19 protein-coding genes are annotated in these 19,304 nt (G+C 71.3%); 12 read left to right on the forward strand and 7 right to left on the reverse strand.

The features are described from left to right. A partial coding sequence (locus tag ACY34J_RS26305; RefSeq protein ID WP_462761980.1) for a hypothetical protein occupies window positions 1–1,107 on the reverse strand: 1,107 nt, incomplete at its 3' end. A gap of 424 nt (window positions 1,108–1,531) precedes the next feature. Here ACY34J_RS26305 and ACY34J_RS26310 point away from each other — a divergent pair. Beyond that, window positions 1,532–1,855: an antibiotic biosynthesis monooxygenase family protein gene (locus ACY34J_RS26310; protein WP_462729115.1), complete on the forward strand. Its 324-nt coding sequence runs from the start codon at window positions 1,532–1,534 to the stop codon at window positions 1,853–1,855. Window positions 1,856–1,866: 11 nt separating this feature from the next. On the opposite strand, the gene ACY34J_RS26315 is transcribed toward ACY34J_RS26310, so the two are convergent. Beyond that, complete coding sequence (locus ACY34J_RS26315) at window positions 1,867–3,951, reverse strand: MFS transporter (protein ID WP_462729116.1); 2,085 nt, start codon at window positions 3,949–3,951, stop codon at window positions 1,867–1,869. A gap of 567 nt (window positions 3,952–4,518) precedes the next feature. Here ACY34J_RS26315 and ACY34J_RS26320 point away from each other — a divergent pair. Beyond that, complete coding sequence (locus ACY34J_RS26320; protein WP_462729117.1) at window positions 4,519–5,220, forward strand: peptidoglycan-binding domain-containing protein; 702 nt, start codon at window positions 4,519–4,521, stop codon at window positions 5,218–5,220. 183 nt (window positions 5,221–5,403) lie between these two features. Continuing rightward, the gene (locus ACY34J_RS26325; RefSeq protein ID WP_462729118.1) at window positions 5,404–6,066 is read left to right on the forward strand and encodes an HAD-IA family hydrolase; all 663 of its coding nucleotides are present in this window, start codon (window positions 5,404–5,406) and stop codon (window positions 6,064–6,066) included. A 71-nt stretch (window positions 6,067–6,137) separates the two neighbouring features. Here the strand turns inward: ACY34J_RS26325 and ACY34J_RS26330 are convergent, their stop codons facing one another. Together ACY34J_RS26330 and ACY34J_RS26335 are read right to left on the reverse strand one after the other, a co-directional pair. Next, window positions 6,138–6,719, reverse strand: coding sequence for a TMEM165/GDT1 family protein (locus ACY34J_RS26330; protein ID WP_462729119.1), 582 nt, complete (start codon window positions 6,717–6,719; stop codon window positions 6,138–6,140). A gap of 222 nt (window positions 6,720–6,941) precedes the next feature. Continuing rightward, window positions 6,942–7,751, reverse strand: a complete 810-nt coding sequence (locus ACY34J_RS26335; RefSeq protein WP_462729120.1) for an ABC transporter permease — start codon at window positions 7,749–7,751, stop codon at window positions 6,942–6,944. 244 nt (window positions 7,752–7,995) lie between these two features. On the opposite strand from ACY34J_RS26335, the gene ACY34J_RS26340 reads away from it, so the two are divergent. The 5 genes from ACY34J_RS26340 to ACY34J_RS26360 all read left to right on the forward strand — a co-directional run bounded on the left by ACY34J_RS26340 (window position 7,996) and on the right by ACY34J_RS26360 (window position 12,535). After that, entirely contained in the window at window positions 7,996–8,664 is a 669-nt protein-coding gene (locus tag ACY34J_RS26340) for an HNH endonuclease family protein (RefSeq protein WP_462729121.1), read from the forward strand. 70 nt (window positions 8,665–8,734) lie between these two features. Further along, window positions 8,735–10,423: an alkaline phosphatase D family protein gene (locus ACY34J_RS26345; protein ID WP_462729122.1), complete on the forward strand. Its 1,689-nt coding sequence runs from the start codon at window positions 8,735–8,737 to the stop codon at window positions 10,421–10,423. A 222-nt stretch (window positions 10,424–10,645) separates the two neighbouring features. After that, window positions 10,646–11,038, forward strand: coding sequence for a DoxX family protein (locus tag ACY34J_RS26350; RefSeq protein WP_462729123.1), 393 nt, complete (start codon window positions 10,646–10,648; stop codon window positions 11,036–11,038). A gap of 212 nt (window positions 11,039–11,250) precedes the next feature. Then, a complete protein-coding gene (locus ACY34J_RS26355) occupies window positions 11,251–11,895 on the forward strand; it encodes a DedA family protein (protein WP_462729139.1) in 645 nt (214 codons plus the stop codon). 124 nt (window positions 11,896–12,019) lie between these two features. After that, window positions 12,020–12,535 (forward strand): Asp23/Gls24 family envelope stress response protein, encoded by a 516-nt coding sequence (locus ACY34J_RS26360; RefSeq protein ID WP_462729124.1) that lies wholly within the window; start codon window positions 12,020–12,022, stop codon window positions 12,533–12,535. 185 nt (window positions 12,536–12,720) lie between these two features. Here the strand turns inward: ACY34J_RS26360 and ACY34J_RS26365 are convergent, their stop codons facing one another. Continuing rightward, the gene (locus ACY34J_RS26365; RefSeq protein ID WP_462729140.1) at window positions 12,721–12,978 is read right to left on the reverse strand and encodes a hypothetical protein; all 258 of its coding nucleotides are present in this window, start codon (window positions 12,976–12,978) and stop codon (window positions 12,721–12,723) included. A 23-nt stretch (window positions 12,979–13,001) separates the two neighbouring features. Then, window positions 13,002–14,054 (reverse strand): non-homologous end joining protein Ku, encoded by a 1,053-nt coding sequence (gene ku / locus ACY34J_RS26370; protein ID WP_462729125.1) that lies wholly within the window; start codon window positions 14,052–14,054, stop codon window positions 13,002–13,004. A 30-nt stretch (window positions 14,055–14,084) separates the two neighbouring features. On the opposite strand from ku, the gene ligD reads away from it, so the two are divergent. From ligD to ACY34J_RS26385, 3 genes are all read left to right on the forward strand, one after another. Continuing rightward, a complete protein-coding gene (gene ligD, locus ACY34J_RS26375) occupies window positions 14,085–14,981 on the forward strand; it encodes a non-homologous end-joining DNA ligase (protein ID WP_462729126.1) in 897 nt (298 codons plus the stop codon). Then, window positions 14,978–15,889 carry an ATP-dependent DNA ligase gene (locus ACY34J_RS26380; protein WP_462729127.1) on the forward strand — a complete coding sequence of 304 codons (912 nt, stop codon included), beginning with the start codon at window positions 14,978–14,980 and terminating at the stop codon, window positions 15,887–15,889. The genes ligD and ACY34J_RS26380 overlap by 4 nt, the downstream gene beginning before the upstream one ends. A 140-nt stretch (window positions 15,890–16,029) precedes the next feature. Then, entirely contained in the window at window positions 16,030–17,148 is a 1,119-nt protein-coding gene (locus tag ACY34J_RS26385) for a right-handed parallel beta-helix repeat-containing protein (protein ID WP_462729128.1), read from the forward strand. 91 nt (window positions 17,149–17,239) lie between these two features. On the opposite strand, the gene ACY34J_RS26390 is transcribed toward ACY34J_RS26385, so the two are convergent. Continuing rightward, window positions 17,240–19,084, reverse strand: coding sequence for an ATP-binding SpoIIE family protein phosphatase (locus ACY34J_RS26390; protein WP_462729129.1), 1,845 nt, complete (start codon window positions 19,082–19,084; stop codon window positions 17,240–17,242). On the opposite strand from ACY34J_RS26390, the gene ACY34J_RS26395 reads away from it, so the two are divergent. After that, entirely contained in the window at window positions 19,074–19,304 is a 231-nt protein-coding gene (locus ACY34J_RS26395) for a hypothetical protein (RefSeq protein ID WP_462729130.1), read from the forward strand. The two genes, ACY34J_RS26390 and ACY34J_RS26395, sit on opposite strands and share 11 nt — an antisense overlap.

Here is a 19,304-nt window from a genome sequence, read left to right on the forward strand (position 1 = left end):
CGACTCACGCTGCGGGGTCAGGCTCGCCTGCTGCGAGGCAGCCTGGCTCGACTCCTGCTGCGCATTGAAGCTCGGCAGCTGCGAAGCCTGGGCCGACTGCTGTGCCGTCACGTCCGACTGCTGCTGCCCCGTCAGGCTTAGCTCCTGCCGAGCCGTCAGGTCCGAGGCTTCCTGCCGCACGTTGAAGCTAGGCAGCTGTGCAGCCTGGTTCGGCTGCTGCTGCGTCGTGAAGATGGGCAGTTGCGGAGCCTGTACGGACTGCTGCGCGGCCAGATTCGCCTGCTGCGAAGCAGCCTGGCTCGCCTGCTGCTGCGCCGCCAGATTCGCCTGCTGCTGCGCCGCCAGGCTTGCCTGCTGCTGCGCCGCCAGGTTCGACTGCTGCTGCGCGGTCAGGCTCGACTGCTGCTGCGCCGCCAGGTTCGACTGCTGCTGCGCGGTCAGGCTCGACTGCTGCTGCGCCGCCAGGTTCGACTGCTGCTGCGCGGTCAGGCTGGACTGCTGCGAAGCAGCCTGGCTCGCCTGCTGCTGGGCAGTCATGCTCGGCAGCTGTACGGCCTGGCTGGCCTGCGGCTGCGCCGCCAGGTCCGCCTGCTGCTGGGCAGTCATGCTCGGCAGCTGCACGGCCTGGCTCGACTGCTGCTGCGCCGCCAGGTCCGCCTGCTGCTGCGCGGCCAGGCTCGCCTGCTGCTGGGCAGTCATGCTCGACTGCTGCTGCGCCGCCACCGCGGACTCCGCCGTCACGTCTGTGCAGGACTTCTGGTCCTCAAGGCGGACGCATACGTTGGTTCCCTCGGAGAGGCCATCGGGAAGCTTCAGCTTGACGGCTTGCTGGAAGCCGGCGATGAAGAGGGACGGAGCCTGAGCCACAGTCACGCCGTCGACTTGGGGGCTGACGAGCGCGAACCCGGTCGAGTTGCAGATCACGGCCGCAGCGACGGTCGTGTTGCTGAACATGTCATTGGTGGCCGTCGCATTGCTCAGCGTGCAGTTGAGCCCGGCGTCGCTCGGCGTGTCGGCTGCCTGCGCCGCAGCGCAGGGTAGTGCGACGGCGAGCGGCGCCGCGCTGAGAAGCGCGACAGCAATCGATCGCCTCAGGCGACTTGACATGAAACCTCCTGGAGGTAGGACGAAACGAACCGAGCGCGCCACGACACGTGAGGCGCTCGAGGCGAGGGGCACGACGCACCAAAAAGTACGTTATGAGGGCATTCGGAATCGGTATGAACACGACCACTGCGGGCCCGTAATTCACGCCGGGGCGCGCCAGACCCCGAAACGGACGCGCCGTGCGCCGCGCTTGTCCGGTCAGCACGTGTGGTGTCCCCCTCTGCCACTGGGCAGTTGGCCGAGTGGCCGTCATGAGCACCGCAAAAATCAGGAGGCGCACCGCCGTTCACCCAGACAGGCCACCCCCTCGCGAGATGAGCCCCTTTCGGCAGACAACGCACCGCCAACTGCCGAGAAGGCGGGAGGAGCGATGCCGCGAGACGCTTCGCCGGGCGGTCGGCAGCCATGGGGCAAGATGGGCGGCATGAGCATCGTGAAGATCAACCTGCTGACCGTCCCAGCCGAGCAGCGCGAGGTGCTGGAGAAGCGCTTCGCGGCACGGGCCGGCGTCGTAGAGAGCTCCGACGGCTTCGAGTGGTTTGAGTTGCTGCGGCCAATCGAGGGAACTGACAAGTACCTCGTTTACACACGCTGGCGCAGCGAAGAGGACTTCCAGGCGTGGATGGAGGGCCCCATGAAGGCGGCTCACCAAGGCGGCGGCGAGGGCGCGCCTAAGCAGAAGCCCGCCGCGTCCGACTCAACGCTATGGTCCTTCGAGGTAGTGCAGCAGGCAGCCCCGAAGGGCTGAGCCGTCACCGTTCAGTAGTGGTCCGGCCGGTGGGGTCCGGGAAGCACCTTCAAGTCGCCGTTTCGCGGTGTCTCGGCGTCGGAGCCGGACATCTCGGCGTTGAGCTCCCGCACCAGCTCGATGAGATCCGTGGGCCGGTCCGGCCCCCACCAGTCGCCCAGCAGCTCCGCCAGGGACTCCTCCCGCGCCGCCGCCAGCTTCTCCGCGACCTCCCGCCCCTTGTCGGTGAGGACCAGCGGCAGCCCCTCCCGTACGGCCAGACCCCGCTCCTCTATCTGCCGGGCCGCCGCCGTGATGACCGACAGCGGTATGGTGCTGCGCTCGGCGAGCAGCGCCGGTTCCACGGAGCCGTGGCGGTGGATGCGCAGCAGCAGCCAGCTGGCGGCGGGTTTGAGGTCGTACCCCGCGCGCTCCGTGATCTCCCGGTAGATCTCGCGGCGGCCCTCGCGGCTGCCGAGGATGGACAGGGCCCGGCACACCTCGTCGTGCGAGGAACGCTCGACGGGGTTGGTGGCCAGCGTCTCGGTCATGTCGGGCGTGGTGACGGAGCCACGCAGCGGCTGCTCCCGAAGGAACCAGGCGAGGACGAAGGCGACGATGGTGAGCGGCGCCGCATAGAGGAAGACGTCGGTGATCGAGGCCGCATACGCGTCCAGAGCTCTGGGCTTCAGAGCAGCCGGCAGCGCGCCGATGGTGCGCGGGTCGGACTTCAGGGCGTCCACGCTCAGGCCGGGCGGCAACTTCTGTCCGGCCAGCTGGGCGGCGAGGTTGTCGCCGAGCTGCCCGGCGAAGATGGTGCCGAAGATGGCGACGCCGAAGGACGCCCCGATGGAGCGGAAGAACGTCGCCCCGGAGGTGGCGACGCCCAGGTCCTCGTAACGCACGGCGTTCTGCACGATGATCACCAGCACCTGCATGACCAGGCCGAGCCCGAAGCCGAAGACGGCGAAGTAGACGCTTGTCTCCGTGGTGCTGGTGGACGCCCGCAGGTGGTGCAGAAGGAGCAGGCCGACGACGGTGACGCCGGTGCCGGCGATCGGGAAGACCTTCCAGCGCCCCGTACGGCTGACGAGCTGACCGGAGAGGGTCGAGGAGACCAGCATGCCCGCGACCAGCGGCAGCATGTGCACTCCGGACATGGTCGGCGAGACGCCCTGGACGACCTGGAGGAAGGTCGGCAGGTACGTCAAGGCGCCGAACATCGCGAAGCCGACGATGAAGCCGATGACCGAGCAGAGGGCGAACGTCTGGCTCCGGAACAGTTTCAGCGGCAGGACGGGCTCGGCGGCTCGGCGCTCGACGGCCACGAATGCGACGAGCAGCACGGCGGCCAGAACGCCGAGGCCGATGCTCTGCCACGAGCCCCAGCCCCAGGTCGTACCGCCGAGCGAGGTCATCAGCACCAGGCAGGTCGCGACGGATGCGATCAGGACGGTGCCGAGGTAGTCGATGGTGTGCCGGGTCGCGCGGACCGGGATGTGCAGAACCGCGGCGATGACGGCCAGGGCGACCAGGCCGATGGGCAGATTGATGTAGAAGACCCAGCGCCAGGTGAGGTGTTCGGTGAACAGGCCGCCGAGCAGTGGGCCGAGTACGGCGCTGCCGCCGAACACCGCACCGAACAGGCCCTGGTAGCGGCCGCGTTCGCGCGGCGGAACGATGTCGCCGACCATACTTATGCTCAGCACGATCAGTCCGCCGCCGCCCAGGCCCTGGAGCGCGCGGAAGCCGATGAGCTGGGGCATGCTCTGGGCGATGCCGCACAGCGCGGAGCCGATCAGGAAGATGGCGATCGCGGCCTGGAAGAGCTTCTTGCGGCCGTACTGGTCACCGAGCTTGCCCCACAGGGGTGTCGCCGCGGTCGAGGCGAGCAGGTAGGCAGTGACCACCCAGGACAGGTGATCCAGGCCGCCGAGCTCGCTGGCGATCGTGGGGAGGGCGGTGGCGACGATGGTCTGGTCGAGGGCGGCCAGCAGCAGGCCCAGCAGCAGGGCGCCGATCGCGATGAAATCGGTGCGCCTCGAACGGCCCTCGACGGGAGCGGGGATCGCGGTGCCGGCTCCCGGTGCGCCTGCGTCCTGCGCGTCCTGAGCCATGGACAACTCCTCGGGTCCGGCAGCTGTACATACACCATCCTGGGCGGTTTGGCGCGGTATGGCCTCTCGGCGGGTTCGAAGGTGCCGGGAATGTCGAGACGTCGGGGCGGCAGAGCCGTACCTGGAGGCGTGCATAATCGCTGCCAATCGAGGAGGGGAGCCACAGTGACGGCACAGCGCTGCCCGGAGTGCGGCAAGGGTGGGGACGCGGACGGCAGACCAGGTTGCGCATGCGCAGCGGTCGCCGGGCCGGAGCATTTCGATCCGGTGCGGATGCGCCCGTATATCGCGATACCCGAGGATGTGGTCGCGGGGAGCGCGTCGTGGTGGACGGCCGAGCCGCTCTCACCGGAACCGATCCCGGAACCGATCCCGGCGGAACCGATCCCGTCCCAGCCGACCCCAGCCTCGTCGGCCGTACCAGATGAGTCCTCGTCTCAGACGGCTCCACTGCCGCCGATCCCGGCCCAGCCAGGTGCGCCCACGCCTCACCCGGCTACGCCGGCGGCGTCCCCGCTCCAGCCTGACCCGCCAGGGTCACCCCCAAAGCGGGCTCAGCACCGCGGGGTGTATCCGCACCCCGGGCCGCTTCCCGCGCTGGCCTCGGAATCGCACGCCGCCGTGGAGCGGCGGGACGAGGACGAGACCGTCGTGGCGGCGCCGCTCCCGGGCTCGCACGGCGAGCCGCCCGTACGGGAGCGGCGGCGACGTCCCGTGGCCGCAATCGCGGGTGCGGCCGTGGCGGTGGTCGCGCTCGGTGCGGGACTGCTGGGTCTGGGGCTGCTTGGCGACGAGGAGAAGAACGACAGCGCGCTGCCGAAGGTACGGATGAGCACCCCGATAGCCGTGCTGCCGACGGGGGGCGGGACGGCCGGTCCCTCGCCCTCCACGCGGGCGGCGACCACGCAGCCAGGCGAGAGCGCATCGGCGACCGCGAGCCGATCCGCAGCGGCGAAAGCAGCCCCCAGGGAATCCAGCGGGCCGACTGCCCCGACGACCGCAGCGGTCACTGGGTCCGTCACCGTTCAGGACGGCGGCAAGTTCGGTCCGGTGCTGCATGAGGGCATGAGCGGTGCCGAGGTCACCGAGCTGCAGCAGCGCCTGGCGCAGACCGGCTTGTACGGTGGCCCCGCGGACGGCCAGTACGACGCCGAGGTCCGGGACGCGGTGACGTCCTACCAGTACGCGCACGGCATTCGCGGAGACCGCGCCGGCGTCTACGGCAAGCACACCCGCCGCGACCTGGAGTACCGCACAGACGAGCCCTGAGGCGGCTCTGCGGCACCCTGCGCCGCTCAGGCACCGGTGCTATGGGCCCCCTGGCGTGACACGGGGAGGCTTTGTATGGTGAATGAACAAAGTGGCACCGCCCGCTTTCCCTGACCAGCGGGCGGGGCCGCTTGCCCCCTGAATGCCCCATGAATGCCCTCATCCGCGCCTGGAGTCTCAGCCATGACGGCCACCGCCACGCTCACCGCCAGCGCTCTGCTGCTCGACATGGACGGCACGCTCGTGAACTCCGACGCCGCCGTCGAGCGCTGGTGGCGGCTGTGGGCCGACGAGCACGGGTTCGACGCGGACGAGGTCATGCGGGTCGCGCACGGCCGACAGGGGCACGCCACCATGGCACTGCTCCTCCCCGACCGCCCGATGGAGCTGAACCACGCGGACAACCGGCGCATGCTCGAGCGCGAGGCCTCCGACACCGAGGGCGTCGTACCGGTGCCGGGCGCACCGGCGTTCATGGCGGCACTCGCCGGGCTGCCGCACGCCATCGTCACCTCCGCCAACGAGCCGCTCATGCGAGCCCGTATGGGCGCCGCCGGGCTGCCGTTGCCGCAGCTGCTGATCACGGCCGAGTGCGTGGGTGCGAGCAAGCCGGACCCCGAGGGCTTTCTGAAGGGCGCGGCCGAACTGGGCTTCCCCCCGGAGCAGTGCGTCGTCTTCGAGGACTCGCAGGCCGGGATCGCCGCCGCTCGCGCGGCCGGGATGCGCGTCGTGGGCGTCGGTCCGCGGGCCGCCGCGCACAGCCCGACGGTGCATGTGCGCGACCTGGAGCAGGTACAAGTCGAGGCCGCCGACGGCAGCCTCACCCTCCACTTCACAGCTGGCTGAGGAGCGGCTGCCCCACCGGGAGCCCACTGGCCGGCAGAAATGTGAGGGGCCGCGCCCCGCAGCCCCAACGGTTACGGCACAACCGCCTCGAACAAGCTGAACCCACCCAGCGCCAGCATCAGCAGCGCCGCCGCCCTGGTGACCAGCCGCAGCGGTACGTACTTCATCAGCGTGCGGCCGCCCAGGACGCCGATGCCGGCCACGGCCCACAGCGCCAGCACCGCACCCAGACCCACCGAGAGCGGGTCGCCGAAGCGGGCGGCGAGGTTCGCCGTCATGATCTGCGTGAGATCGCCGAACTCGGCGACCAGGATCAGCATGAATCCCGCGCCCGACACCTTCCAGAAGCTCTGGTCGGCGGGCTTGCGGACCTCTTCCTCGCCGTCGTCCTCCTTCAGCATGAGCATGGCCGCGCCCGCGAGGAACAGCACGCCGACCAAGGCCTGCACCAGACGGTGCGGCAACAGGGTGAGCACGCTGCCCGCCGCGACCGCGAGCGTGACATGCACGGCGAAGGCGGCCGCGACGCCGGCGAAGACATACGAGGCGCGGTAACGGGTGCCGAGCATGAGCCCGGCCAGCGCGGTCTTGTCGGGCAGCTCGGCCAGGAAGACAACACCGAAGACGAGCGCGGTGACGCTGAGGGTGATCACTGCTGCGGGTTCCTCAATCGGTCGGGGCCACCGAACCGAGAGACCAAGCGGATCAGGGGTCGCTTCGGCACGGCAGCGTCTGGACACTGCGGCCGAAGGTCTCGCTGGCAGACGGCCATCGGTCTGCCTCCGGGCGCCGGCTCACCCGTAACCGGGTGGGCAGTATGTCGACGGTCCGGCGAAGAGCTACTCCCCTTCTGCTCACCCCAGGGTACGGGATGCTCAGCCGTCGCCCTCGCGGTGCAGCAGGCCGCGGGCGACCAGCTCCAGCACCAGCGCCACCGCCACCGCCTGCACCGCCATGAGCGCGACCAGCACAAACAGCTGCACCGCCCCCGCGAGGACGGGCGATGCCCCGCCGAGGAGCATGCCGACGAACGCTCCCGGCAGTGTGACCAGCCCGACGGTCCTGGTCTGGTCCAGCCCCGGGAGGAGGGCGTCGGAGGCGGCCGGCCGGGCGATCTCCAAGCGGGCGTCGCGGTCGAGCAGCCCCAGTGCCATGCCCGCCTCGACCTCACCGTGCCGGGCGCGCAGCTCGTCGAGGGAGCGTCGGCCGCCGAGCACGGTCGCGGTGAGCGCGCCGCCGATGAGGATCCCGGTGATCGGGATGATCGCGACGCCCTTGAGCGGCACGAGCCCGGTCAGCAGCAGCACGGCGACCACCGGCAGCACTCCGGCGCCGATGGGGACCGTCGCCCACCACCAGGTGCGGTTGCGGGTGATCCGGCGCCCGGCGGTGCGTACGGCGACGGCGTACATCAGGGCCAGGAAGGCGAGCAGGAGGGGCACCGCGCGTACGACCCAGCCGATGAGGTATGAGACGGCGGCCAGCTGGGCGGCGGCGCGCAGCCCGGCGATGACGATGCCGCGGGTGTAGCCGCGGCCGTCGCGGTCGGTGAGGTGGGCCAGGGCGGCGACCCCGGCCGCCGTGACGAGAAGCGCGAGCAGGACGGCGCCGAGCGTGGGGTTGACCGGCAGCAGGGTGTCGGCCGCGAGCTGCGGAGGGGCGGAGGACGAGGCGGCAGCTGGCACCCGGTCACCCTATGGTCGGCGCCCTCGCCGCGGTGGCTCCGCGAGAGTCGGTACGGATACCGGCGCATGGCGGCGCATGTGCATGGCGGTGTGTCAGGTCCCTTGTGTGTCAGAACTCTTGAGGTGACGTGCCCATGTCGTCACCCTGTTACCTGGCGCCCACCCCACAGCAACCTGGCGCCGCGACGATGACCAGGCTCCAGCCGGTTATCCACCCCCACATACACACCCAGAGGGAGTTCGTATGTTCCGTACGTGCAACACCTCTCCCCGGCCCCGCGTCTACGCGCGTCAAATAGGCGTGCTCGCCGGGCTCTTCGCCCTCATCGGAACCATGCTGCTGGGCGCGCCGACCGCGCAGGCAGCCCCGCCCACCCCGCCGAGCGCCAGCACGGCCCGTACGTACCTCGCCGCCCTCACGGTCAAGGCGGAGGGGTCCCTCACCGGCTACAGCCGTGACCTGTTCCCCCACTGGATCACCCAGTACGGCACCTGCAACACCCGCGAGGTCGTCCTCAAGCGCGACGGCACCAACGTCGTCCAGGACTCCAGCTGTGCGGCTGTCAGCGGCAGTTGGTACTCGCCGTACGACGGCGCCACCTGGACCGCGGCCGCCGACGTCGACATCGACCACGTCGTCCCGCTCGCCGAGGCATGGCGGTCCGGCGCCAACAGCTGGACGACCGCCAGCCGGCAGAACTTCGCCAACGACCTGACCCGCTCCCAGCTGATCGCCGTCACCGACAACGTGAACCAGTCCAAGGGTGACCAGGATCCGTCCGAGTGGATGCCGCCGCGCTCCTCGTACCACTGCATGTACGTGCGGATGTGGGTCTGGGTGAAGTACTACTACAACCTGTCCGTCGACTCCGCCGAGAAGACCGCGCTGAGCAACACCCTCTCCGGCTGCTGAGCACCGGAACCGTTGCGCCACCTCCGTCGTTCCGTACGCTACGGGGCGACGGAGGAAGGCGGTCTGGGCAATGACCGAACTGGTCCTGGGACCGCTGCTGCGGTTCGTGGACGGCGACAGCGCGACCGTATGGGTCGAGGCGGACCGGCCCTGCGAGGCCGAGGTCCGGTGCGAGGACGGCGCCGGCGGCGCCGCGCGCACCTGGAGCGTCGCCGGTCACCACTACGCGCTCGTCACGGTCGAGGGGCTGCGCCCCGGCGTCGCGACCCCGTACCGCGTACTGCTCGACGGCCGCGAGGTCTGGCCGCTGCCGGACGGCGGCCGCCCGCCCAGCACCATCCGCACCCTGACCGGCGGTGACGATGTGCTGCGGGTCGCCTTCGGCTCGTGCCGCTGGGCTGCCGCCCCCTCCACCGCCTCGCACGACCCCGTCGGCCCCGATGCCCTGGACACGCTCGCCGCGCGCCTGGCAGCCGATCCGGACAGCCCCCGCCCCGATCTGCTCCTGCTGCTGGGCGATCAGGTGTACGCCGACGAAACCTCGGCCGCGACCAAGGAGTGGCTCGCCGGCCGTCGGGACGTGGCCGAGCCGCCCGGCAGCCAGGTCGCGGACTACGAGGAATACACCCATCTGTACTACGAGTCCTGGCTCGCCCCGGATGTGCGCTGGCTGCTGTCCACCATCCCCAGCTGCATGATCTTCGACGACCACGATCTGGTCGACGACTGGAACACCAGCGAGGCCTGGCAGCGGCAGATGCGGGCCACGCCGTGGTGGCAGGAGCGCGTGCTCGGCGGGCTGATGTCGTACTGGGTCTACCAGCACCTGGGCAACCTCTCCCCCACCGAGCTGGCCGCCGACCCGCTGTTCGCCAAGGTGCGGGCCGCCGGGGACGGTACGGAGCTGCTGCGGGAGTTCGCGGCCCTCGCCGACGCCGACCCGGAGCATGTGCGCTGGAGCTACCGGCGCGACATCGGCCGGGTGCGGCTGGTGATGGTCGACACCCGCGCGGCCCGGGTGCTGGCGGAGCAGCGGCGCTCGATGCTGCACGAGGGCCAGTGGGCGTGGCTGCGGGAGCAGATGCTGGACCGGCCCGGGGCGTTCGACCACCTGCTCATCGGCAGCTCGCTGCCGTGGCTGCTGCCGCCCGCCATCCATGACGTGGAGCGGTGGAACGCTGCGCTGTGCGCGGGGGCGCGCGGCCCGCGCTGGGCGCGGCTCGGAGAGCGCCTGCGCCAGCTGGCCGATCTGGAGCACTGGGCGGCCTTCCCGGCCTCCTTCGACCGGCTGGGCGACCTGATCGCCCGGGCGGCGCGGGGGCCGGACGGCCCGGCCTCGGTCTGTGTGCTGTCCGGCGATGTGCACCACTGCTACGTCGCCGAGCCGAAGTTGCCGCCGCCGTCCGCCGCAGAGCCGGCCGTCCGGTCGCAGGCGCGGGTGCTGCAGCTGACCTGCTCGCCCGTACACAACAGCGTCCCCGCGTCGATCAAGCTCGGCTTCTGGTTCGGGTGGAGCCGGGCGGGCCGGTGGGTGGGGCGGGCGCTGGCCCGGCACGGCCGGGTGGGACGGCCCGCGATCAGCTGGCGCCGGCGCGGCGGGCCATGGTTCGGCAATCAGCTGATGACGCTGACGCTGCGCGGGCGCGGGGCGAGTCTGCGGCTGGACCGGGCCCGCCGGGACCCGGACGGGCGGGCGCGGCTGGAGTGCGTCCTCGACACCGGACTCGACGATCTGCCGGCGTGTCGCCAACCGGGCTGATCCGGACCAACCTTCGCGAATTCCGGCGCGGTGAAGGCGGATCGTCCGATTCGTTGTCCGGCTGGTTTCGAGGGGGGCGGCATGATGGGGCGCCACCCTGGCCCCGATGCCGGGTCGCTGCCCCGGCGCACCCCCCGACCAGCCGGTGCGCGTCGGGGCGTCAACTCCGTGACGCTGTCGGACGGACGCCGTCGCCGGGGCAGCTGTGCGGGCTGCTGTTTCATGTTCTTCACCTGCCACGGCGCCGCCTCGCTCTTCGGCGTGCTCGGCGGCTTGATGGGCACCGGGAAGGCCGTCCCCACGGGTGACTGGCCCATCTGGTACGCCGCCGTCATAGAGCTCGTCGGCGGCACCCTGGTGATCCTCGGCCTCGGCACCCGGTTCGCCGCGCTGATCAACTCGGGCGCGATGGCGTACGCCTACTTCTCGGCCCACCAGGGCGAGGGGCTGTGGCCGCTGGAGAACGGCGGTGAGGCCTCGGCCATGTACTCCTGGGCGTTCCTGCTGCTCGTCTTCATCGGTCCGGGTGCCTGGGCCCTGGACGGGCTGTTCGGCGGCCGGCGCACGGCGCAGCCGGCCGGGGCGCAGCCGGAGAGCGAGCGCAGCACCGCCTGACGGCCCGCCGCCGGTCTCCCGCCCACCCGCGCCTGAGACGGAGCGGGTGCGCGCGCCCAAGGCGTGGGCCGCCGCATCCGGTGAGCGCGATGCGTAGAACACCGGCCCCCTGCCGATCTGTCCCCTTCGCTCCGGCGTACCCTGTGTGGCTGTACCTGCCGCCCCTGCCGCTGCCAGCGACGCCCCGCGGCGTGACCGGACCGGGAGAGACGTTGCTGGGCAGTCTGGAGTCGCTGACCGACACCCCGTGGATCTACGTGATCGTGTGTCTCTCCGTGCTCCTGGACGTCTTCTTTCCCGTGCTGCCCAGCGGGGTGCTGGTGATCGCCGCCGCCACCGCCGCGGCCGGGACGCGCACCGCGGCGGACGCCGTCGGAGCGACGGCCGGTCACCCGGATGCTCCGCACATCCTCGCGCTGCTGCTGTGCGCCGCCACGGCCTCGTGCCTCGGCGACCTGGCCGCGTACCGGCTGGCCTGGCGCGGCGGCGACCGGATCGTCCGCGCCATCGCCCGCTCCCGGCGGCTGAGGACCGCTCAGGAGCGGCTTGGCGCCGCCTTGCTGAAGGGCGGCGGCATGCTCGTCCTCATCGCGCGCTTCGCGCCCGCGGGGCGCTCGGTGGTCAGCCTCGGCGCCGGGGCCATGCACCGCCGGGCCGCCGAATTCCTGCCCTGGTCGGCGCTGGCGGGGCTGACCTGGGCCGGATACAGCGTCAGCCTGGGCTATTTCGGCGGGCAGTGGCTCGGTGCGACGTGGCTGGGCACGGCGGTGTCGGTGCTCGCGCTGTTCGCGGCCGGCGCGGTCGCGGCGTACGCACTCCGGCGTCCGCCGGCGGCCGGGCCCGAGCCTGTGGGCTGAGCCCCGGACCCCCTGGTGATGGGTACGGCAGAGGTGCCGTACGGAACCAGGCATCGGAACGCGCGCGCCGGGAAACCCGGAGAAGCCGGACATCCGGACTCGGGGAGCGAGCAAGGAGACGGCCATGACGACCAGAACACCCCCCGCCACGGCGACATCCAAGACCGCGGGAATCCAGGCCCGCCCCGGCATCACCACGGTGCGCTCCGGCGGCACGGGCCCGCAGGAACCGGCCGCCACGCGCGGCAGGACCTCCATCGCCGACACCGTGGTCGCGAAGATCGCCGGGATGGCCGCCCGTGAGGTCGAGGGGGTGCACACGATGGGTACGGGCCTGGCCCGCACCCTGGGCGCGGTGCGCGAGCGGGTCCCCGGCGGGCGACGGCCGGACGTGGCCCGGGGCGTGTCGGTGGAGGTCGGTGAGCGCCAGGCCGCGGTGGATCTGGACCTCGTGGTGGACTACGGGGTGCCGATCATGGAGGTGGCTTCCGCTGTACGCGAGAACGTGATCGCGGCGGTGGAGCGGATGACGGGCCTGGAGGTCGTCGAGGTCAACATCGCCGTGGACGACGTCCGTCTGCCGGAGCAGGAAGAGCAAGAGGAAGAGGAGGCGCTGGGCCGCGGTCCACGCGTGCAGTGAAGGCGCGGCGCGCCAATGGCCGACGGAGGGCCCCGGGCCCTGCCCGCACGCAGCGGCCGCAGGCTGACCGCACGCGCCTGCGGAGCGTGTGCCTCTTCCCGCCCACCCGCCCCGCAAAGGGCCGGATGGGCGGGAAAATCCCCGGTACGAAGCGCCGGGATGAAGCACGTGGCGGGCCGCAGGCCTCAGGGCACTTCCCGCAGGTACAGGGCACCGCAGGTGTGGCACATGGGCTCCCGGGTCGTCCCCCATGCCTCCTCCGGCAAGGTGGCGGCCCGCGGATGGAGCTCACGCCCGCACATGGCCGTGGCACCGAAGGATCCGTTGATGCCACGGACCATGTGCCACACCTTGACCGGCCCGAGGCCGGCCCGCCGGCGAGCCCTTCTGCCGCCCTCCGCGCCCGCGGGCCGCGCCGCGTACTCCGCACGCAGCTCATGCATGGCATGCACGGCCGCCACCTCCGTCAAGCCGAACGGGGCTTGCGCGAGGCGGTCTTCTTCGCTGTCTTCTTCGCCGCGGTCTTCTTGGCCGTCGTCTTCTTCGCGGCGGCCGAGGTGCTCTTCTTCCCGCCGGTCTCCTTGGGCGTGGCTGCCGTCTTGCGCGCACCCGACGCGGCGGTCGCCTTCTTGGCTGCCGCCTTCTTGGCCGGGGCCTTCTTGGCGGTCGTCTTCCCCTTCGCGCGCTCAGCCGGCTCCAGCTGCTGGACCTCCGCCCCCTTGCCGCCGGAGGCAGCCCCCACCCTGCCCTCCTGAGCAGCGCGGACGCTGTTCTCCAGGGCCGCCATCAGATCGATGACCTGACCTCCGCCCTCCGGCCGCGCCCCCAGTTCGGCCGGCTCGATGCCTTGCAGTTTCGCGGCGACCAGTTCCTCGACGGCTTCCCGGTACTCGTCGCGCAGATCCTCCTCCTCGAGCTCCCCCAGCGTGTCCATGAGGGTGTAGGCGAGGTTGAGCTCCGCGTCCCGTAGGGTCACGTTGGCCTCGGGCGCCACCCCTACGGCGGGCCGGATCTCGTCGGGCCACAGCATGGTGTGCATCGCGAGCGCGTCCCCGATCACCCGGACCATGGCCAGCGTCTCGCGGCCGCGGAGCGCCACCTTGGCGATGGCGACCTTCTGGCTGCGGTTGAGCGCCTCGCGCAACAGCACATACGGCTTCGCGGCCGCCGGTCCGTCGGCGGCCAGGTAGTAGGAGCGGTCCAGCTGGAGCGGGTCAACGGTGTCACCGGGGACGAAGGCCAGGATCTCCACGGTCTTGGCGGTGGGCAGCGGCAGCGAGGCAAGGTCCTCGTCGGTCAGCGGTACGACGGTGCCGTCGGCCGTCTCGTACCCCTTGGTGATCTCCTCATTGGGGATTTCCTTGTCCTCGAGCTCGCACACCTTGCGGTACCGGATCCGGCCGCCGTCGGCGATATGCACCTGACGGAAAGAGATCGAGTGGTTCTCCGTCGCCCCATAAACCTTGATGGGAATGTTGACCAAGCCGAAGGAAATTGACCCTTTCCAAATAGAACGCATGATTTATCCCTTTCATGGGATTCTCATGGTATGTCGCAGATGACGGTGGTGGAGGGACGGCGCCTGCCGCTGAGCAACCTCGACAAGGTGCTCTATCCGAACGGGTTCACCAAGGCCGAGGTGCTGCACTACTACGCCACCATCGCCGACGCCATCCTCCCCCACCTCCGCGACCGCCCGCTCTCCTTCCTCCGTTATCCCGACGGCGTGGAGGGCGAGCGCTTCTTCGCCAAGAACGTGCCACCCGGTGCGCCCGATTGGGTGAAGACGGCGGTGGTGCCCCGCTCGGGCGCGGGCGAGACCGGCCGGCATGTGCTGGTCCAGGACGTGCCGTCGCTGATGTGGGCGGCAAACCTGGTCACCGAGTTCCACACCCCGCAGTGGAAGGCGCACGCCCCCGGCCAGGCCGACCGGCTTGTCTTCGACCTCGACCCCGGACCGCCGGCCACCATCGTCGAATGCTGCGCCGTCGCGCAGTGGCTGCGCGACCGGCTCCAGGACGACGGCTTCGATGTCCACGCCAAGACCAGCGGCTCCAAGGGCCTCCACTTGCTGGTCCCCATCGAGCCCTGCCCGTCGGAGCAGGTCACCACCTACGCCAGACGCCTCGCCGTCGAAGCGGAGCGCGCCGTCCCGGACCTCGTCGTGCACCAGATGAAACGGTCGCTGCGCCCGGGCAAGGTGTTCGTCGACTGGAGCCAGAACACCGCCGCCAAGACCACCGCGGCCCCGTACACCCTGCGGGCCATGCCTGAGCCGACCGTCTCCGCCCCCGTGACCTGGGACGAAATCGCCGCATGCGGCGGTCCGGACCAACTCTCCTTCCTCGCCGGTGACATCGCCGACCGCCTGCGGCAGCACGGCGAACTCCTCGAACCGCTCGTCACCGGCGCCACCGCCCAGCCGGTCCCCGGCACCCGCCGATGACCTCAGCCCGTACGCCCTCCGTCCCGCTCCGCCCGCCCGTCGCGGTGGCCCTCGCCCGCCCGGTGAGCAGGCTGGCGCGCGGCGCGCTCGCCTACGAGCCGAAGTTCGACGGCCACCGGCTGGTCATCTTCCGCACGGAGGACGGCGTGCTGCTGCAGGCCCGCTCCAAACGCCTGGTCACCGACGCCTTCCCCGACCTGGCCGCCGCGGCCGAAGCACTGCCGCTCGGCACGGTCGTGGACGGCGAGGTCGTCGTCTGGACCGGCGGGCGTACGGACTTCGCGGCCGTACAGAAGCGGGCGATGGCCCGGCGCTCCCGGGCCGCCGCACTGGCTCGCGAACTGCCCGCCTCCTACGCGGCATTCGATCTGCTCGCCACCGGCACCTCGGATCTGCGGCATCTGCCGTACGAGCAGCGGCGCGCCCAGCTGGTCGACCTGCTCCAGCCGCTGGGCCCGCCGCTGCAGCCGGTGCCGATGACCACCGATCCGGAGCTTGCGGAGACCTGGTACGAGAGCCTGCGGGAGATCGGCGTCGAGGGCCTGGTGATGAAGCGGCTGGATCTGCCGTACCGGGCAGGGCGCCGGGACTGGCAGAAGTTGCGCCATTCCGATACGCGCGAGGCGGTGGTCGTCGGCGTGACCGGTACCCCGGCCCGGCCGAAGGCGCTGGTGCTGGTCCTCCCGGGCGACGACGTAACCGTGGTCTCCGGACCGCTGGCGCCGGCGGTCCGCGCCCAGCTGGCCCGGGCACTGGCCGAGCTGCCGGCGGCCGGGGGCGACGCGACGGAGACCACCGCGGACGGCACCCCGTACACCCCGGTCCCGCCCGAACTGACCGTCGAGGTGGCGGAGTCGGCCACGCGGCACGCGGCCATCACCGTCATCCGCCTGCGGACGCCCATCTGAGGGCCCGCATTGGGCCGTTCGGCCGCACTCGGTGTGAGCCGCGCGAATGAATTACCGGCCGATGCTTTTGAGCGGCGGCGCCCAGAGATAGGTGAAGGACGGCCAATAGGCCATCCCCCTCTGTCTCTCAGGAGGCCGACATGGTGGGTAGACCCACCCGCATTGCCATGGCTTGCACGCTTGCCGCCGCGCCGTTGCTCAGCAGCATCGGCGTGGCCGAAGCCGTCGAGGTTCCTCGCGGTGACGTGCTTTTCGTATCCCCCGGCAAGGGCACACCGATCCAGGACGCGGTCAACCGTGCCCGTCCCGGCGACACCATCGTCGTACGCCCCGGCCACTACCGTGAGAACGTCCGCGTCACAAAGTCCCTGACCATCGTCGGTTCGGGGATGCACCAGAGCGGCACGGTCCTGACTCCCCCGAAGAAGGCCCGCAAGGACGCCTGCGCGGGCACGGCCGGCTTCTGCATCGCGAACCGTGCGCCGTCCGTGCGGGCCCGCGCCGTCAAGCCCATCAAGAATGTCACGGTGCAGGGCTTCCAGATCAGCGGCTTCCGCGGCAGCGGAGTGCTCGGCGTCGACACCAGGAACCTGGTGGTCGAGTGGGTGCGGGCGGTCAAGAACCGCCATTACGGCATCGCCTCCGTCGCCGGCAAGAAGACGCGGCTGGCCCACAACGTCGTCTCGGGCTCCAGGGAAGCCGGCATCTACATCGGCGACTCCCGCAAGGCGTCGGCACTGGTGGACGACAACATGTCGTCCGGCAACTCCTACGGCATCGCCCTGCGCGACTCAACGGTCGTCACCGCCAAGAGGAACACCGCGACCGGCAACTGCATCGGCATGCTCCTGCTCAACAGCGGCCGCGGGGCGGTGGCCGCCGGAGCGCTGAAGGTCCATCACAACACGGTGGAGCGCAACACAAGGGCGTGCCCGGGCGGCAAGAGGGCCCCGGCGGCCTCCGGTGTCGGGATCGCGCTGGCCGGTGTCCACGACGTGTACGTGCACCACAACGACGTCCGCCTCAACCAGCCCAGCGGGCCGTCGATCGCGTCGGGCGGCATCGCGCTGTTCAGCACCAAGGCGCTGGGCGGCGCCGTCCCGGTCAACAACCGCATCACCGACAACGTGGTTGCGGAGAACCGCCCGTACGACCTGTCCTGGGACCAGAGCAGCCGAGCCGCCGGCGGCAACGTCTTCAGCGGCAACACCACCGCTGCCACCGACGACTCCACCGACGACTCCACTGACGACGACTGAGCGCTGTACACATACGCCCCCGGGGCCGGACACATGTGCTCCGGCCCCGGGGCCTTACGTTGAGTACGCGGACGCGACCGCCCACTCGGTCTCAGACGGCATGCTGCAGCGGGGCGTCTTCGTTCGAGAGGCTCTGTTCGGCCCAGATGGTCTTGCCGGAGGCGGTGTAGCGCGTCCCCCACAGCTGGGTCAGCTGCGCGATGAGGAACAGCCCGCGCCCGCCCTCGTCGTCGGTTTCGGCACGGCGCAGGTGCGGCGAGGTGTGCCCGGTGTCCGAGACCTCGCAGATCAGCGTCCGGTCCCGGATGAGCCGCACCTGGATCGGGCCGTCGGCGTAGCGGATGGCGTTGGTGACCAGCTCGCTGACGACCAGTTCGGTGGTGAAGGCCAGCTCGTCCAGGCCCCACGCGCTCAGTTGCCGAACAGCCTCCTCCCGGGCGTGGGCGACGATGGCCGGGTCGGCGGGGAATTCCCACACGGTCACCTGATCCCTGCCGAGCGTGCGCGTACGGGCGAGGAGCAGCGCCGCATCGTCGTGCACGGGCCCGCTCGGCATCGACGCCACCGCCTGGTCGCACAGCTCGTCCAGAGGGGAGCTGGGCCGGGAGAGGATCTCGCGGAGCCGGGCCAGCCCGTGCTCCATGTCGCCGTCGGGGGCCTGGACCAGGCCGTTGGTGAACATGGCGATGAGGCTGCCCTCGGGGAGGGCGAACTCCGCGCTCTCGAAGGGCAGGCCGCCCAGCCCCAGGGGTGGCCCCGGCGGCAGGTCGGGGTGGCTGACGGCACCGGTGCGGGGGTCGACGACCGCGGGGAGCAGATGACCCGCACGCGCGAAGGTGCAGTGGCCGGAGACCGGGTCGTACACGGCGTACAGGCAGGTCACGCCCACGGCCTCGTCGTCCTCGGGTTCCTCTGGCGCTGGGCCCCCCTCGTCCTGGACGGCCGTCCGCTTCATGGCGCCCTGCCCGATCACGTCGTCCATGCGCGACAGCAGCTCGTCGGGGGCGAGGTCCAGCCGGGCCAGGGCGCGCACGGTCGTACGCAGCCGGCCCATGGTGGCCGCGGCGCGCAGACCGTGGCCGACCACGTCCCCGACGACGAGCCCTACCCGGGCTCCGGACAGCGGGATGAGGTCGAACCAGTCGCCGCCGACGCCGGCCTGGGTGTCGGCGGGCAGGTAGCGGTAGCCGACGTCGACGGCCGTCTGCTGCGGCAGGCTCCGCGGCAGCAGGCTGCGCTGCAGGGTCAGGGCCGCGGTGTGCTCACGGCTGTAGCGGCGGGCGTTGTCGATGCAGATGGCGGTGCGCGCGCCCAGTTCCTCCGCGAGCGAAACCTCGTCGGAGTCGAACGGATCGGGGTTCAGATCCCGTAGGAACGTGATCAGCCCCAGGGTCTCGCCCCCGGCGCGCAGCGGTACGGCCAGGCGCGAGTGGATACCGCCCGAGCCTGAGGTGGCATCCGGGCCCGCCGCGCCCGGCCCGTGCTCCAGGAGCGGGACGCCCGCGACCAGACTGCGGGCCTCGGGCGAGGTGTCGGGGTAGTCGACGGGGTCACCCGGCCCCGGGGGCGGCCCGATCACATCGGCCCCGGCGCTCTCCGGGACGGCGTGCCCGGCCACCCGCACCAGGCGCTGCCGGCCGGCCGCGTCCCCGGCCGGGGCGTCGGGCTCCTCGGCACCGACGGGCTCCAGCAGATCGATGACGGCGGCGTCGGCGAAGCGCGGAACAGCCACCGCGACAAGCTCCTGCGCCGTACGCGACTCGTCCAGGGCCGTGCCGATGCGCTTCCCGGCCTCCACCAGCAGGCCGCTGGGGCCGGTGATCCCGCCGGGCCGGCCGTGGTCAGGGCCTGCGTCGGCGCGCGGAAAGCGGCCGACGGCGCCACCGTCGGCCGCTTTTCCGCCCGTATGCGCGCACCATGGAGGTGTGAGCGTCACGCAGTTTTCGCAGCAGGTCGCTTCAGCAGCGTGGTCACCCGCCGGGGCCTGGCCTGAGGCCACACTGTCCCAGCTGGGCATCCGCCGGCCGCCCGGCCTGTTCCATGTGCTCTACTTCGGCGGCGGCTGGGTCGGTCCCACCGTGTGGCTGCTCATCATCGCCGCCGTGGTGATCGCTTCCGTGATCTCCAAGCGGCGCAAGCGCGACGGCAGATCCTGA

The sequence above is a fragment of the Streptomyces sp. HSS9-12 genome, assembly GCF_054963655.1.